This is a genomic window from Telluria sp. ZB4P37, assembly GCF_059685855.1.
Genome location: NZ_JCASID010000001.1, coordinates 333,837 through 348,672 on the forward strand (window position 1 = coordinate 333,837; position 14,836 = coordinate 348,672).

Sequence of the window (14,836 nt, forward strand, 5' to 3'; positions counted from 1 at the left end):
GACAATGCGTCAGAAGCAATCCTTTACTCGCGAAGCCGGCGTTTCGCTGACCGGCCTTATCTTCGTGCTGGCGGTGCTGGGCGTGGCCGTGGTGTTCGCGCTCAAGCTGGTGCCGACCTACCTGGAATACAGCGCGGTCAAGGACGCCATGGCGCGCGCCAAGGAAGCTGGCGGCACGCCGCGCGAAATGCAGGTAGCCTTCGACAAGAGCGCCGGCGTCAACGACGTGACCGCGATCCGCGGCCGCGACCTGCTTATTACCCGCGACGGCGGCGACACGCAGATCAGCTTTGCTTACGAGAAGCGAGTGCCCCTGATGGGCAATGTGAGCCTGGTGATCGATTATGCGGGCAGCACCGAGCCGGGCGCTGCTGAGTAAGGCGAGCGGCCAGGCACCACCCGACAGGACGGCAAACGATGCTAGATAAACACACGACAGCACAATGAATCTCCAGTTATTGCAAACACGCTTGGGTTACACGTTCCGGGACATGGGCCTGCTCCAGCAAGCCCTGACCCACCGTAGCCATAACGCGCTGCATAACGAGCGCCTGGAATTTTTGGGCGACTCGATCCTGAACTGCGTCGTGGCCTCGATCCTGTACGAACGCTTCAACACCCTCGACGAAGGCGACCTGTCGCGCCTGCGCGCCAACCTCGTCAAGCAGCAGTCGCTGTTCGAGATCGCCCAGAAGCTCGAGCTGTCGCAATTCCTGCGGCTGGGGGAGGGCGAGCTGAAATCGGGGGGCTTTCGCCGTCCGTCGATCCTGGCCGATACGCTTGAAGCCCTGCTGGGCGCGATCTTCCTCGACAGCGGTTTCGATGCCGCGCGCGACGCCATCCGCGCCTTCTATATCCCGCTGCTCGACACCGTCGACCCGGCTACCCTTGGCAAGGATGCCAAGACCCTGCTGCAGGAATTCCTGCAAGCCAAACGTATCGCGCTGCCGACCTATAACGTGGTGGCCACCCATGGCGCCGCCCACAGCCAGGAATTCGAAGTCGAATGCCTGGTACCGAAACTGAACGTGCAGGTGTTCGGCCGTGGCGGCAGCCGCCGCGCCGGCGAACAGGCTGCGGCCCGCCTCGCGCTCGAGGGCGCTCAGGCCGCGCTGGTCAAGTCGCCCTCCGCCCGCAAGGCAAAGCCGCGGGCCGCCCAGCTCAAGCTGGCCGGCATCGCCACCATCCAGACGGACGCCCCTGCGCCGCCGGAACAACCAGGAACAAAGTCAGCATGAACACCGATAGTATCGACACCGGCAGCAGCACCGAAGGCGCCGGCAGCATCCCCGAACATTTCCGTTGCGGCTATATCGCCATCGTTGGCCGCCCCAACGTCGGCAAGTCGACCCTGATGAACGTGCTGATCGGCGCCAAGGTGTCGATCACCTCGCGCAAGGCCCAGACCACGCGCCACCGCATCACCGGCATCCAGACCCGCGACGATGCCCAGTTCATCTATGTCGACACGCCGGGCTTCCAGACCCGCCACGCGAACGCGCTGAACAAGACGCTGAACAAGACCGTATCGAACACGCTCACCTCGTCCGACGTGATCCTGTTCCTGGTCGAGGCCGGCACCTTCGGCCCGGCCGACCAGCAGGTGCTGGACCTGCTGCCGACCAATGTCCCGGTGGTGCTGGTCATTAACAAGTCGGACCGCGTCAAGGACAAGGCTGTGTTGATGCCCTTCGCCCAGAAAGTCGCCGCGCTGCGCGAGTTCACGGCCATCGTGCCGGTGTCGGCCAAGATGCGTTTCCAGGTCGATGCGCTGGAAAGCGAGATCAAGCGCCACCTGCCGGAAAACGCTCCGGTCTTCGGCCCGGACGACATCACCGACCGCAGCGAGAAATTCCTCGCCGCCGAGATCGTGCGCGAGAAAGTGTTCCGCCTGCTGGGCGACGAGCTGCCCTATACCAGCACGGTGATCATCGAGCAGTTCCTGCAAGAAGGTAACCTGCGCCGCATCTTCTGCGCGATCCTGGTCGAGCGCGACACGCACAAGTCGATGATCATCGGTAACAAGGGCGCCCGCCTGAAAGAAATCTCGTCCCAGTCGCGCCTGGACATGGAAAAGCTGTTCGGCGGCCCTGTGTACCTGGAGATCTGGGTCAAGGTCAAATCCGGCTGGGCCGACAACGAAGCGGGCCTGCGCGCCTACGGCTACGAGTAAGACCACAGGCGCCGGAGGACCGACCCCCACGCATGCCCAGCCACGACGACGCCATCGATACGCCCTCTGCAGACGGACAGGTGCAGCCGGCCGCCCCGGCAGCGGCCAAGCGCAGCCGCCCTCCGCTGCGCGAGACCCGCGTGACCGGCCAGCCGGGTTTCGTCCTGCACAGCTATCCCTACAAGGAAACCAGCCTGATCGTGGACATGTTCACGCGCGACTACGGCCGCGTAGGCCTGGTCGCGAAGGGCGCCAAGCGCCCGCTCTCTAAATTGCGCGGGGTGCTGCAGACCTTCCAGCCGCTGTCGGTCTCCTTCAGCGGCAAGTCCGAGCTGCGCACCCTGATCGACGCCGAATGGGTGGGCGGCATGCTGCCGCTGGAAAAAACGCCGCTGCTGTGCGGCTTCTATCTCAATGAATTGCTGGTCAAGCTCATCGCGCGCGACGACAAGCATCCGGCCTTGTTCGATCATTACGTGTCGACCCTGAACCAGCTCGCGCACGGAGAACCCGTGCCCATCGTCTTGCGAAAGTTCGAAAGGGCCTTACTTAAGGAAACAGGCGTCGCTGCCGATCTCGGCCGCTGCACGACCACCCGTGGGGCGGTCATTCCTTCTTGCGACTATGTGGTCGATCCGGAACGCGGCGCACGCGCGGCGACGATGGGCGAGGTCTGGCCTGTAGTGACTGGCAAGACCCTGCTGGACATGGAGCGCGAGGATTACGCCGACCCGGCCACCCAGGCGCAGAGCAAGCAGCTGATGCGCTTCCTGCTGGCGCACCACCTGGGCGGTGCGCCGCTCAACACGCGCCAGATCCTGATCGACCTGATGCAGTTATAAATCGAAAAACCGACCATGAGCTTCTTGCAACCCGCCGGCCCCGTCATCGACCTGGGCGTCAACATCGACCACATCGCCACCGTGCGCAATGCGCGCGGCACCGCGTATCCGGACCCGCTGCGCGCGGCGCTGCTGGCCGAGCAGGCCGGCGCCGACCTGATCACACTGCACCTGCGCGAAGACCGCCGCCACATCAAGGATGCGGACGTCATCGCGCTGCGCCCATTACTTGGCACCCGCATGAACCTGGAAGCGGCGGTCACGCGCGAGATGATCGACTTCGCCTGCCAGGTCAAGCCCCAGGACGTCTGCCTGGTGCCCGAGCGGCGCGAGGAAGTCACCACCGAGGGCGGGCTGGACGTGATCCGCTATTTCAAGGAGGTCGAAGCGGCCACCCGCCAGCTGAAAGGCGAGGGGATCCGGGTGTCGCTGTTCATCGATGCCGACGAAGCCCAGATCGAGGCGGCCAGCGCGGTGGGCGCCACCGTGATCGAACTGCACACGGGCCGCTACGCGGAAAGCGAAGGCGAGGAAGCCCTGCGCGAGATCGAGCGCATCAAGATCGGGGTGCACGCGGGCGCCTCGCGCGGCCTGCGCGTGAATGCGGGCCACGGGCTGCACTACACCAATGTGCAGCCGATCGCGGCTATTGCCGATATCCACGAGCTGAACATCGGCCACGCGATCGTCGCCCACGCGCTGTTCGCGGGCTGGGAGAACGCCGTGCGCGAGATGAAGGCGATCATGGTGGCGGCGCGCCTTGGCGTGTCCTACGCGCGCTGAGGGCACCGGGATGATCTACGGCATCGGCACCGACATCGTCCAGATCTCGCGCGTCGAGGCGGCCCTGGCGCGCAGCGGCCCCCGCTTCGCCGAGAAGCTCCTGGGGCCCCAGGAGCTGGAAAAGTATCACGCGCGCAGCGCCAGGAACGCGACGCGCGGCCTGCGTTTTTTGGCCACTCGCTTTTCTGCCAAGGAAGCGTTTTCAAAAGCCATCGGGCTGGGCATGCGCATGCCCATGACCTGGCGCTCGGCCCAGGTCCTGAACGGACCGGGGGGCAAGCCCGTCATTGTCTGCAGCGGGGCGCTCGAACAATTCATGCAAGACTATGGCCTCAGCGCCCAGGTGACGCTCAGTGACGAGGCCGACTACGGCGTCGCCTTCGTGATCGTGACCCAGGACCTGGCAACGTAAAGAAGAAACGAAGCAGAAGTGGGCAAGGAAGTTCAGGTACCCGCGCCAAGCGAGTCGCCGGCGCAGGATGAGATCGTGCTGGAGTCGGGAGTGCATGCGCCGGAAGGCCATGTGGCCGCCGGGGGCGCGGCGATGCCCGCCGCGCCGCGCCGGGCGGCGCGCGCCCGCTCCGCCAGCAAGACGAACAAGGCTGTGCCGCTACCCCGCGCGCGGCCGGACAGTTGGCAGGCCATGAAAGAAGAATTGAAAGCGACACTGAAGGAAGACGCCGCCGAGCCGGTCAAGCCCGGCGAATCGGCGCGCGAGCGGGTGCTCGACACCGTTTCGAAACTGCCCGACCTGCCGGGCGTCTACCGCTATCTCGACGCCAACCAGAACGTGCTCTACGTCGGCAAGGCGCGCAACCTCAAGAAGCGGGTGTCGAGCTATTTCCAGAAGACCCAGTCGAGCGCGCGCATCGCGATGATGGTGGGGCAGATCGCCAACCTGGAAACCACGGTGACCAGCAGCGAGGCCGAAGCCCTGATCCTGGAAAACAACCTGATCAAGTCGCTCAAGCCGCGCTACAACATCCTGTTCCGCGACGATAAGAGCTACCCCTACATCAAGATCTCGAGCGGCGAAGCCCCGCGCATGGGCTATTACCGCGGCACGCTGGACAAGAAGAACCAGTATTTCGGCCCGTTCCCGAGCGCCTGGGCCGCCAAGGAATCGATGCAGCTGCTGCAGAAGGTATTCATGCTGCGCACCTGCGAGGACAGTGTGTATGCCAACCGCACGCGTCCCTGCCTGCTGCACCAGATCGGCCGCTGCAGTGCGCCCTGCGTCGACCTGGTCACGCCCGAGCAATACCTGCTCGACGTCGAAAACGCCGCGCGCTTCCTGCGCGGGCGCCAGACCGAAGTACTTGCCGACCTCGAGCAGAAGATGCAGGCCTACGCCATGGACCTGAAGTTCGAGCAGGCGGCGGCAATCCGTAACCAGATCCAGGCGCTCTCAAAGGTGCTGCACGCGCAGAGCATGGAAACCGTGGGCGATGCCGACGTCGACGTGATCGCGGTGGTGGTGCAGGGCGGCCGCGCCTGCGTCAACCTGGCGATGGTACGCGGCGGGCGCCACCTGGGCGACCGCGCCTACTTCCCGGCGCACGTCGGCGAATCGCTGGGCGAATGCCCACTGGACGTCGAGGTCCTGTGCGCCTTCCTGGCCCAGCATTATTCCGGCCAGTTCATCCCGAATACGCTGATCCTGAACATCGAGTTCGACCAGCCCGAGCTGATCATGGCCTTGTCCGAGCAGTGCGGCCACCGCATCAACCTGATCTTCCAGCCGCAGGGGCAGCGCCGCCAGTGGCTCGAGATGGCCGGCAAGGGCGCCGAGCTGGCGCTGGCGCGGCTGCTGTCCGAGCAGGGCTCGCAGCAGGCGCGCACCCGCGCGCTGGCCGACGCCCTGCACCTGGACAGCGAAGACCTCGACACCCTGCGCATCGAATGCTTCGACATCAGCCATACCGGCGGCGAAGCGACCCAGGCGTCCTGCGTGGTGTTCCACCACCACCAGATGCAGAACGGCGAATACCGCCGCTTCAACATCAACGGCATCACGCCGGGCGACGATTACGCGGCGATGCGCCAGGTGCTGACGCGCCGCTACGAGAAAGTGGCCAACGGGGAGGGCGTCATGCCCGACATCGTGCTGGTTGACGGCGGCAAGGGGCAGGTCGAAATGGCGCGCCAGGTCTTCTCCGAACTGGGCCTGGACATCGGCATGATCGTCGGCGTGGCCAAAGGCGAGGCGCGCCGGGTCGGCCTGGAAACCCTGATCTTCGCCGACAGCCGCCCGTCCCAGGAGCTGGGCAAGGAATCGGCCGCGCTGATGCTGGTCGCCATGATCCGCGACGAGGCGCACCGGTTTGCGATTACCGGCATGCGTGCCAAGCGCGCCAAGGCCCGGCAAGCTTCGCGCCTGGAAGAGATCGAAGGCATCGGCGCCAAGCGCCGCCAGCGCCTGCTGGCCCGCTTCGGCGGCCTGCGCGGGGTGGTCGACGCCAGCGTGGAAGATTTGATGTCGGTGGAAGGCATCTCGAGCACGCTGGCGGAAGAGATCTACCGGCAGCTGCATTAACAGGGAAAAGCAGGGAGCGAGTAGTGCACCCTGTTTTTGCGGCGCAGCACGCAGCACCACAATTGAGCCCACGAAACGAGGCCGTCACACATGCCATGAGCAGAATTCACACTCTCTCTTCCCTTTGGTAGTGTCGGCAGGTTTGACGATGTTGTGTTCTGATTTTCATGACGATTTCCAAGTGCTTGTATTTACTGAATATTCCTTCTTGGCATGATCTATGCTTATAGAGCAATGCAGTACTTATAACCATAAAGGGATCGTTCCATGAATTCGCTACTGAAGAACCTGATGATCACCACCGTCGCCGCTACCGCATTCGCGGCAGGCGCAGTGCAGGCAGCACCCGTTTCGTTCACTATCACCGCAGCAAGCATTACGGGTGGTGCCGGCTACGGTGTCGATACCGAAGGCGATAACTCGCAGCTGCTGGACGTGCTGTTCCCTACCACGGCCATCGCCACCCAGAACTTCGCCCTGACCGTGGGTGGGCTGCCGTACACTTTTAACCTCGGCAACATCAACTTCCGCGAGCCGACCGGCAACCCAGGCATTACTCCAGGTGAACAGGACAACCTGGGCGTGGAGGCGAAGTTCACGTTCAGCAACCCGGGCGGCGGCGGCATGAAGACCGTGACCGCGAACGGCAGTGCGGTGCTCGGACCCGTGCAGGACAACGGCACCGACTTCACGATCGACTGGGCGCCACTGCTCGTCAGCTTCGGCAACGGCGGCGAATACCGGATTTCCTTGAACGACCTGTTTTTCGACGGACGCGATCAGTCGAATGCACGCATCCTGATGCAGACCGCCACCGTCACCCTGCTGAGCGAAGAGCGCCCGCGCGGCAACGTGCCGGAGCCGGGATCGCTCGCACTGGCCGGCCTGGGCATGATGGCCGCCATCGCCGCGCGCCGCCGCAAGCACTGATCCAGCCCGGCAGGGTGGACACAAAAAACTGCGCGGCTTGCCGCGCAGTTTTTTTGGCGCAGATTTCGGCAAATACGGGCAGGGCGGCAGGGCAGCGGCAGGAATCTCGGGGATACAGCCACGTCACCTAGTCCAATTGGCAATAGCCATGTAGACTAGCGGCGCAAACTTTCATTCCTGTAATCAGTGCTTCCCTATGCCTTTCAACATCCCGATTCTCCTGACCTGGTTACGCGTAGCGCTGATTCCCCTCGTTGTAGGCGTCTTCTACCTTCCCACCCACTGGCTGCCGCTGGCCGACCGCAACCTGGCGGCGACCCTGGTCTTCACCATTGCCGCCATCACCGACTGGTTCGACGGCTTCCTGGCGCGGCGCTGGAACCAGACCTCGGCCTTCGGCGCCTTCCTCGACCCGGTGGCGGACAAGCTGATGGTGGCCGGGGCCTTGCTGGTACTGGTGCAGCTCGACCGGGTGAACGCCATCATCGCCTTCATCATCATCGGCCGCGAGATCACCATCTCTGCCCTGCGCGAATGGATGGCCCAGCTCGGTGCGACCAAATCGGTGGCCGTCAGCTCGCTCGGGAAGATCAAGACCGCCGCCCAGATGACCGCGATCCCGATGCTGCTCTTCCATGACGTGCTGTTCGGGATCGATACCCACTACTGGGGGGAATATTTCCTGTGGCTGGCCGGCGTGCTGACGGTCTGGTCGATGTTCTACTACCTGCGCCGCGCCTGGCCGCTCATCAAGGAGAAGGCGTCGAGCCTGTAAACGAGGCTTGTAGAAATGTTCCGCATCATCCTTGACGTATGGAATAGAATCTCTATAATGCCTGCCTGTTGCAACAACATCGCAGCAGGATGGTCGACAAAGCGGGAGTAGCTCAGTTGGTAGAGCGCAACCTTGCCAAGGTTGAGGTCGAGAGTTCGAGACTCTTCTCCCGCTCCAGTTTCCAGATTGCACGATTCAGTGTAATCTTGAAAAAATGTCAAAGTTCTGCGATAATCGTTGTTCTGTACGCGGGAGTAGCTCAGTTGGTAGAGCGCAACCTTGCCAAGGTTGAGGTCGAGAGTTCGAGACTCTTCTCCCGCTCCAGTTTATCCCGGTAAGCTGGCGCAAAAGTTGGCAGCAGCATCAGTAAGACTCCATTGCGGGAGTAGCTCAGTTGGTAGAGCGCAACCTTGCCAAGGTTGAGGTCGAGAGTTCGAGACTCTTCTCCCGCTCCAAAGGTTTTACACATCGTTGGACTCCTCAGCGGGAGTAGCTCAGTTGGTAGAGCGCAACCTTGCCAAGGTTGAGGTCGAGAGTTCGAGACTCTTCTCCCGCTCCAGATTCAGGGAAGATCGTCTTCCCGGTTGATACGGCAGCTAACCGGCCGCATCAGCGCAGCAAGATTACCTCCGGCGAGGTAGCAAAGCGGTTATGCAGCGGCCTGCAAAGCCGTCTAGACGGGTTCGACTCCCGTCCTCGCCTCCAGAACTCCATAGTACGGGCTCCTTTCGGGCCCGTTCGTTTTGGGTTCAACACCACATGAACTTTGTGGTGCAACACACCCTCCAACGGCTAACTGGCCGTATACTTCCTACACGCTGTTCCCTGTGATTGCGACATCATGGCGACCATCATCAAGCGTCCGTACGGGTATCAACTTCGCGTCACCCACAAACTGCTGCCTAAACCGCTGTGGGCAACATGGCATTCCCCCATCGTCACGGACACCTCCGTTAGGCGCATTCTAGATTTTCAAACTGTACCGGGCTGACGTAGCCGATAGTGGAATGACGCCGTCGTGGATTGTAGAACCTTTCGATGTAGTCGAACACGTCAGCACGTAGATCATCCCTGGTCCGGTAGTGCTTTTTACTCAGGCGCTCGGTCTTGAGCGTCGAGAAGAAGCTTTCCATTGCAGCGTTGTCCCAGCAGTTACCGCGACGGCTCATGCTGCAAACGATGCCGTGCGATTCGAGCAAGCGCTGGAAGTGTTCGCTGGTGTATTGCGAGCCTTGATCCGAATGATGTAATACCGCCCGAGGCCGGCCGCGGCGGAAGATGGCCATCAGCAAGGCGTCCATTACGAGTTGCGCTGTCATGGTCGGTTGCATCGACCAGCCCACCACACGCCGCGAGTACAGGTCGAGGACGACAGCGACAAATAGCCAGCCCTCGCCAGTCCATACGTAAGTGAAGTCAGCAGCCCATTTCTGGTTCGGTCTTGTCGCTTTAAACTGCCGGTCCAGCAGGTTCGGCGCAATAGCGTGGACTGGCGAATCGAACTGCCCTGGTGCACGACGACGCTTGTGCCGGGCCTTAATGCCTACTGCTTTCATCAGCCGCGCCACGCGGTTCTCGCTGCAAGCGTAACCAGCATCGATGAGGTCTCGCACTACGCGCGGTGAACCGTATGTGCCATCGCTGGCTTCGTGGCTGTGCTTGATCGCTTTGAGGAGCCGGGCATTCTCACGTTCATGCGCGCTCACTGGCCGGCCGAACCAGTCGTAAAATCCACTGCTCGATACGCCGAGCAGACGAGACATCGTTCGCGTGGGCCAAATGGTTCGATACTTGGCGATGAAGCCGTACTTCACTTGAGGTCGGCTGCGAAGTAGCCGAGGGCAGGTTCAACCGGTCAACGCAACGGCTCGGCAATTTTATCGCTCGGCGCCATATAAGCAAGAGTTTTCCTTGGGCGCGTATTCAGCTTGTGCGCAATGGCGTTGAGTTCACTCTGCGAGTACTGCGCCAGGTTTGTACCATCCGGGAAATATTGGCGCAATAATCGGTTGGTATTTTCATTCGTACCACGCTGCCATGGACTACGCGGATCGCAGAAATACATCTGGACTGCAGTGGCGGCTGTGAACCGCTTATGTTGTGCTAGTTCAGTGCCCCGATCCCATGTGAGCGTCTCCGTTTTTCCAGCTCGGAAAGCGTTCACTTCACGGACAAGCGCGCTCACTACGTTGTCAGTGTCCTTTTCCTCGAGTTTCACGAGCATCAGGTAACGGGACCGGCGTTCAACCAAGGTAGCGATGTGAGTATTTTTTGCGCCGGAGAGTAAATCGCCTTCCCAATGGCCGGGTATGCGGCGATCCTCCACTTGAGCCGGCCGTTCGTGGATTGAAACAGCGTCAATTATCTGGCCACGCGGCTGTCCAGGGTAGCGCTCTAGCAACCACCTTTCCTCGCGTGTTGCCTTGCGTCGAAAAATACGCCCAGCAGCACGGTCAAAGCGATACGCAAGGGGCTCAAGGTAAATAACGCAATCCCGAGCGCAGCAAGCAGCAGGCCGGAATAAATAGGATGCCGCACGAAACGGTAGGTGCCATGTGTGACGAGTTCTGCCGTAGGTAGGGGCCGCGGGAAGGGTGTGAGTGATTTCCCGAGTGAGACGACACTACTGTCAAGAACAGCGATTCCGAGCAGTACAGCGGTCGCTCCCAAGATGCGAAATACTGTTGGCGCAGGCCAAGTCGGCCCAACCTGGGGCGGCAGCAAGAACAAAATAAATAGCAGGACCTAGATCAGTACCTAGGCTTCGCCGCGGCGGCCGAAATGGCTTCGATTGATGTCATATCCATTTTTCCCTGATAAGCGAGCGCGTCAATTAAACCAAAGCGCTCGCCATCTCAGCTTCATGCTTGCGATGTCTGGGGGCGTGCCATCCATTTGCGCCCCTTGAGCATGCCATTCCAGTACAGTGCTGGAAGGATGTTTTTCTTCAGGTGCCAGGCTAAGCGCGAAGGCCTGGTGCCGTCGATCAGCCAAGGTGGAAAACTCGGTGCGAGCTTTCCACCATAGGTAAAGTCGGCAAGAACGATCTTGCCCCGTTCCACGGTCAGTGGGCAGGAGCCATAGCCGTCGTAGTTCGCCGTCCCTTGGGCCTTGCCTAGCTGGGCAAGGAGGTTGTGCGCCACTACCGGCGCCTGCTTGCGAATAGCAGCAGCGGTCTTGGCATTACTGGTATTGCATGCGTTGCCCAGCGCAAATATGTTGTCGTAGCGCCGGTGCCGCAAGCTGGCAGGATCGACGTCGATCCACCCGGCAGCGTCGGCCAAAGGGCTGCTCCGAACTAAATCAGGCGCGACCTGCGGCGGCACAACATGGAGCAGGTCGAAGTCCCTGACGACCGTCTGCTTGACGCCGTTGGCTCCTGCCCGGGTGAAAGTAGCGCGCTTGTTTTCGCCGTCGATCGCGGTCAGGTTCTCGCTAAAGTTGAGTCCGATTCCGTAGGCTTTCGCCTATTCCATGAGTGCAGGCACATAGTCCGCGACACCGAACAGCACCGCGCCGGCGGAGCAGAAGTCGATATCGATTTGGTCATGCCTACCTGCACGTTTCCAGTGGTCCGCCGAAAGATACATTGCTTTCTGGGGCGCCCCTGCGCACTTGATCGGCATGGCGGGTTGGGTGAACAGGACGCGGCCGCGCCGCAAACGCTGTACAAGTTCCCAAGTGTAGGGCGCCAGGTCGAAGCGGTAGTTCGATGTGACGCCACTGCGGCCAAGCGCATCGGCCCGGCCTTCGATGCCTTGCCAGTCGAGCTTCAAGCCTGGACATACCACAAGGCTCCGGTAAGCCACCTCGCTGCCGTCGGCAAGCATGACTGCGTTGCGTTCCGGTGCGAACTCGGCAGCCGCGGCCTTGATCCAGCGGCCCCCGCGCGGCATGACCGAAGCCATGTCATGCGCTGTATCGCCGGCCTTGAAAATCCCGGCCCCGACCATGGTCCAGCCCGGCTGGTAAAAGTGGGTCGTGGCAGGTTCGACGATGGCGATGTCAATGCCGGGCAGACGGGCCTGCAGACTGGCGGCTACTGCGATCCCGGCCGCGCCGCCGCCGACGATGAGTACCTCATGTGATGCGGGCATTGTCTACTCCGTCTTATCTTTTTCAAGACGTGGTGCGAGTGCGCCGAGATCGTACCCGGCCTGCGATGCCGCCTCCAGCAGCCTGGACGGGGATTCCTCGGCCGCGCGGGAAAGCGCCCACATTGACGTCGTGCGCCGTCCGGTGCGGCAATAGCCGAGTACTGGTTTTGGCAACTCGGCCATCAGCAGCTTGAACGCGGCCACATGGGTATCGGTGACATTGTCCGGCGCCGCCGGTAGATACCGTGTTTCCATTCCGAACCGGGCAGCTTCCTGTTCGATCTCGCTGAAAGCAGGCTGGTCGGGTCCTTCGCCGTCCGGCCGGTTGCAAATAATCGAACGAAAACCGTCTTGTGCCAAGCCGGCGATCTCCTCAACTTGAACCTGTTGCGAGACCGAGAGGTCTGTGCTGAGCTGCTTGAATTTCATGGGATCTCCTACATGGTTTCCTTTGCCAACTGACCAACTCTTTTTGCCAACATGGTCAGAGAGGAAAGGGGGCGCTACGCCGTCAAATGGGCCGCGTCACACGAACATGATGTCAGCGACCACCGGCACAAGCAATAATATACTTGAAAATATTTAGGGCCACGATATAATATGAAAATATATTTTGAAGGATGAACGGGATGTCAATGAAGGATGAAGAAGGGGGGCTGAGTCCTGCCGACGGCATCGATATCGAATCGATGCGCCGTGCTGCAGAGCAAGCTTGCGGGCTGTTGAAGGTGCTGGGCAATCCCGACCGCCTGCTGCTACTTTGTCAGATGACACAGGGGGAGTTTTGTGTCAGTGAGTTGGAAGCCTTGAGCGGCATTCGCCAGCCCACACTCTCGCAACAGCTTGGCGTGCTGCGCGACGAGCAGCTGGTCCATACCCGCCGCGATGGCAAGCAGATTTATTACAGCATAGCGAGTAAGGAAGCGATGGCAGTAATGGAAGTTCTGTATGAGCTGTATTGTAAAAAGATGAAGGAGAGTAAATCATGACCATTAACTGGAACGAGTTCACACCGTGGGCGTCGCTGTTCGGTGGCTTGCTGATCGGTCTGTCGGCCGCGCTGTTTGTACTGTTCAACGGCAGGATTGCCGGAATCAGCGGCGTCCTCGGCGGATTGCTGCGACCACTGCGGGGCGACACCGCTTGGCGAATCGCGTTTCTGGCGGGACTGTTCGGTGCGCCTTTGCTGTACGGGCTCTTCGCCACTTTGCCGGAGACCCGCATCGAGGCAGGCACCGGGACCCTGGTTGTCGCCGGCTTGCTGGTCGGACTGGGTACGCGTTACGGCTCTGGGTGCACCAGCGGCCACGGCGTGTGCGGACTCTCGCGGCAATCACCGCGTTCCCTGGTCGCCACGGCGAGCTTCATGCTGGCCGGCTTCTTCACCGTGTATGTCATGCGCCACTTGATGGCTTAGGAGAAAATTTCATGCAAATCGTAATGGCATTGATTGTCGGACTGGTGTTCGGTATCGGCTTGCTCGTGTCGGGCATGGCCGACCCGGCAAAAGTCCTGAATTTCCTCGACCTGGCCGGCAACTGGGATCCTTCGCTGGCATTCGTCATGGGCGGCGCAATCGCGGTTGGCCTGGTGGCCTTCCGTTTTGCCGCCGGGCGTAAAAAGTCGCTGCTTGGCGATGCTATGCGTTTGCCAACCGCCACGCAGATCGACCGTCGACTGGTGTTCGGCGGCCTGACCTTCGGGGTGGGCTGGGGCATGGCAGGTTATTGCCCGGGGCCGGCGCTGGTGTCGCTGCTCGGCGGCGGCGAGAAGCCGCTCATCTTCACCAGCGCACTGCTGGCCGGGATGGCGATCTTCGAGCTGCTGGAGCGCCTCCCGGCTGCTCCAGGCAAGCAGCGTGCGTAACCGCCGCGCCACAGCGGTGGCCACGTCATGCTAATCAGTCTGGGGCTTGGCTTGGTGGTTGGCGTGGTGCTCGCGCTCACTGGTGCCGGCGGCGGCATTCTTGCGGTGCCGCTCCTTGTCTTCGGCATGCAGATGGGGGTTGCCCAGGCTGGTCCGATCGGCCTGCTAGCGGTTGGCATGGCTGCGGCCCTCGGCGCCATTCTTGGCTTGAAAGCCGGGATCGTACGCTATCGGGCCGCCGTGCTGATCTCGGCAACAGGGATGCTGTTGTCGCCGGTCGGCTTGTGGCTTGCGCACCGCACCGACAATCGCTGGCTCAGCGTGCTGTTCGCACTTGTCCTCTTGTTTGTGGCTTTTAAGACATTCCGGCGTGCTACCAGTCAGCAGACCGTCCGTCAGGACACTGCTGACGACCTCGAGCAGCCGTGCATGAGTGACAGTGGGACAGGCCGCTTTGTCTGGACTGCGCGTTGCGCGCGTTCGCTGGCGCTGTCCGGCACGGTTGCCGGCTTGCTGTCCGGCCTGCTCGGTGTCGGCGGAGGCTTCGTGATGGTGCCTGCGCTGCAGCGCTATACCAACCTGGATATGCAGTCGACCGTGGCGACCTCGCTTGCGGTAATCGCACTGGTGTCAGTGACCGGCGTTGCCTCGAGCGCCTTTGCCGGCTCGATGAGCTGGACAGTGGCCCTGCCGTTTGCCGCCGGGGCACTGGCCGGCATGCTGGGCGGCCGCATCGTATCGGACCGGCTGGCAGGACCACAATTGCAGATCGGTTTTGCCGCAGTGTCGGCGCTCGTCGCGGTGGGCATGCTCGCCAAGGTACTGTTCTGATAA

General features: G+C 61.6%; 14 protein-coding genes, 5 tRNA genes and 3 pseudogenes. 18 read left to right on the forward strand and 4 right to left on the reverse strand.

Annotation, left to right across the window (positions count from 1 at the left end):
• Window positions 1-4 precede the first annotated feature (4 nt).
• From AC56K1_RS01670 to AC56K1_RS01735, 14 genes are all read left to right on the forward strand, one after another.
• Window positions 5-379: a DUF4845 domain-containing protein gene (locus tag AC56K1_RS01670; protein ID WP_497156104.1), complete on the forward strand. Its 375-nt coding sequence runs from the start codon at window positions 5-7 to the stop codon at window positions 377-379.
• A 91-nt stretch (window positions 380-470) separates the two neighbouring features.
• The gene (rnc, locus tag AC56K1_RS01675) at window positions 471-1,238 is read left to right on the forward strand and encodes a ribonuclease III (protein WP_497156105.1); all 768 of its coding nucleotides are present in this window, start codon (window positions 471-473) and stop codon (window positions 1,236-1,238) included.
• Complete coding sequence (era, locus tag AC56K1_RS01680; RefSeq protein WP_497156106.1) at window positions 1,235-2,173, forward strand: GTPase Era; 939 nt, start codon at window positions 1,235-1,237, stop codon at window positions 2,171-2,173. The genes rnc and era overlap by 4 nt, the downstream gene beginning before the upstream one ends.
• A 32-nt stretch (window positions 2,174-2,205) precedes the next feature.
• Window positions 2,206-3,015, forward strand: coding sequence for a DNA repair protein RecO (gene recO, locus AC56K1_RS01685; protein WP_497156107.1), 810 nt, complete (start codon window positions 2,206-2,208; stop codon window positions 3,013-3,015).
• Window positions 3,016-3,030: 15 nt separating this feature from the next.
• Window positions 3,031-3,798 (forward strand): pyridoxine 5'-phosphate synthase, encoded by a 768-nt coding sequence (gene pdxJ, locus AC56K1_RS01690; RefSeq protein ID WP_497156108.1) that lies wholly within the window; start codon window positions 3,031-3,033, stop codon window positions 3,796-3,798.
• A 10-nt stretch (window positions 3,799-3,808) separates the two neighbouring features.
• Entirely contained in the window at window positions 3,809-4,210 is a 402-nt protein-coding gene (gene acpS, locus AC56K1_RS01695; protein WP_497156109.1) for a holo-ACP synthase, read from the forward strand.
• A gap of 18 nt (window positions 4,211-4,228) precedes the next feature.
• Window positions 4,229-6,334: an excinuclease ABC subunit UvrC gene (gene uvrC / locus AC56K1_RS01700; RefSeq protein ID WP_497156110.1), complete on the forward strand. Its 2,106-nt coding sequence runs from the start codon at window positions 4,229-4,231 to the stop codon at window positions 6,332-6,334.
• A 267-nt stretch (window positions 6,335-6,601) separates the two neighbouring features.
• A complete protein-coding gene (locus tag AC56K1_RS01705) occupies window positions 6,602-7,264 on the forward strand; it encodes a PEP-CTERM sorting domain-containing protein (protein WP_497156111.1) in 663 nt (220 codons plus the stop codon).
• A 196-nt stretch (window positions 7,265-7,460) separates the two neighbouring features.
• Window positions 7,461-8,039, forward strand: a complete 579-nt coding sequence (gene pgsA, locus AC56K1_RS01710) for a CDP-diacylglycerol--glycerol-3-phosphate 3-phosphatidyltransferase (protein WP_489875510.1) — start codon at window positions 7,461-7,463, stop codon at window positions 8,037-8,039.
• Between the two features lie 101 nt (window positions 8,040-8,140).
• Window positions 8,141-8,216, forward strand: a tRNA-Gly gene (locus AC56K1_RS01715).
• 71 nt (window positions 8,217-8,287) lie between these two features.
• Window positions 8,288-8,363 (forward strand) — tRNA-Gly (locus tag AC56K1_RS01720).
• 55 nt (window positions 8,364-8,418) lie between these two features.
• Window positions 8,419-8,494, forward strand: a tRNA-Gly gene (locus AC56K1_RS01725).
• A 28-nt stretch (window positions 8,495-8,522) separates the two neighbouring features.
• Window positions 8,523-8,598 (forward strand) — tRNA-Gly (locus AC56K1_RS01730).
• Between the two features lie 72 nt (window positions 8,599-8,670).
• A tRNA-Cys gene (locus tag AC56K1_RS01735) sits at window positions 8,671-8,744 on the forward strand.
• A gap of 248 nt (window positions 8,745-8,992) precedes the next feature.
• Here the strand turns inward: AC56K1_RS01735 and AC56K1_RS01740 are convergent.
• The 4 genes and pseudogenes from AC56K1_RS01740 to AC56K1_RS01755 all read right to left on the reverse strand — a co-directional run.
• A pseudogene (locus tag AC56K1_RS01740) lies at window positions 8,993-9,877 on the reverse strand (IS3 family transposase); the annotation flags it as partial.
• A gap of 9 nt (window positions 9,878-9,886) precedes the next feature.
• A pseudogene (locus AC56K1_RS01745) lies at window positions 9,887-10,410 on the reverse strand (IS30 family transposase); the annotation flags it as partial.
• A 23-nt stretch (window positions 10,411-10,433) separates the two neighbouring features.
• Window positions 10,434-10,769 carry a methyltransferase family protein gene (locus tag AC56K1_RS01750; protein WP_497156112.1) on the reverse strand — a complete coding sequence of 112 codons (336 nt, stop codon included), beginning with the start codon at window positions 10,767-10,769 and terminating at the stop codon, window positions 10,434-10,436.
• A gap of 131 nt (window positions 10,770-10,900) precedes the next feature.
• Window positions 10,901-12,565: pseudogene (locus AC56K1_RS01755) on the reverse strand (bifunctional protein tyrosine phosphatase family protein/NAD(P)/FAD-dependent oxidoreductase).
• 200 nt (window positions 12,566-12,765) lie between these two features.
• Here AC56K1_RS01755 and AC56K1_RS01760 point away from each other — a divergent pair.
• The 4 genes from AC56K1_RS01760 to AC56K1_RS01775 are packed head-to-tail and all read left to right on the forward strand — an operon-like array spanning window position 12,766 to window position 14,833.
• Window positions 12,766-13,125 carry an ArsR/SmtB family transcription factor gene (locus AC56K1_RS01760; protein WP_497156113.1) on the forward strand — a complete coding sequence of 120 codons (360 nt, stop codon included), beginning with the start codon at window positions 12,766-12,768 and terminating at the stop codon, window positions 13,123-13,125.
• Window positions 13,122-13,553, forward strand: a complete 432-nt coding sequence (locus tag AC56K1_RS01765; protein ID WP_497156114.1) for a YeeE/YedE family protein — start codon at window positions 13,122-13,124, stop codon at window positions 13,551-13,553. Before AC56K1_RS01760 ends, AC56K1_RS01765 begins: the two co-directional genes overlap by 4 nt.
• Window positions 13,554-13,564: 11 nt before the next feature.
• Window positions 13,565-14,002, forward strand: coding sequence for a YeeE/YedE family protein (locus AC56K1_RS01770; protein WP_497156115.1), 438 nt, complete (start codon window positions 13,565-13,567; stop codon window positions 14,000-14,002).
• Window positions 14,003-14,029: 27 nt separating this feature from the next.
• Window positions 14,030-14,833 (forward strand): sulfite exporter TauE/SafE family protein, encoded by an 804-nt coding sequence (locus tag AC56K1_RS01775; protein WP_497156116.1) that lies wholly within the window; start codon window positions 14,030-14,032, stop codon window positions 14,831-14,833.
• Window positions 14,834-14,836 lie beyond the last annotated feature (3 nt).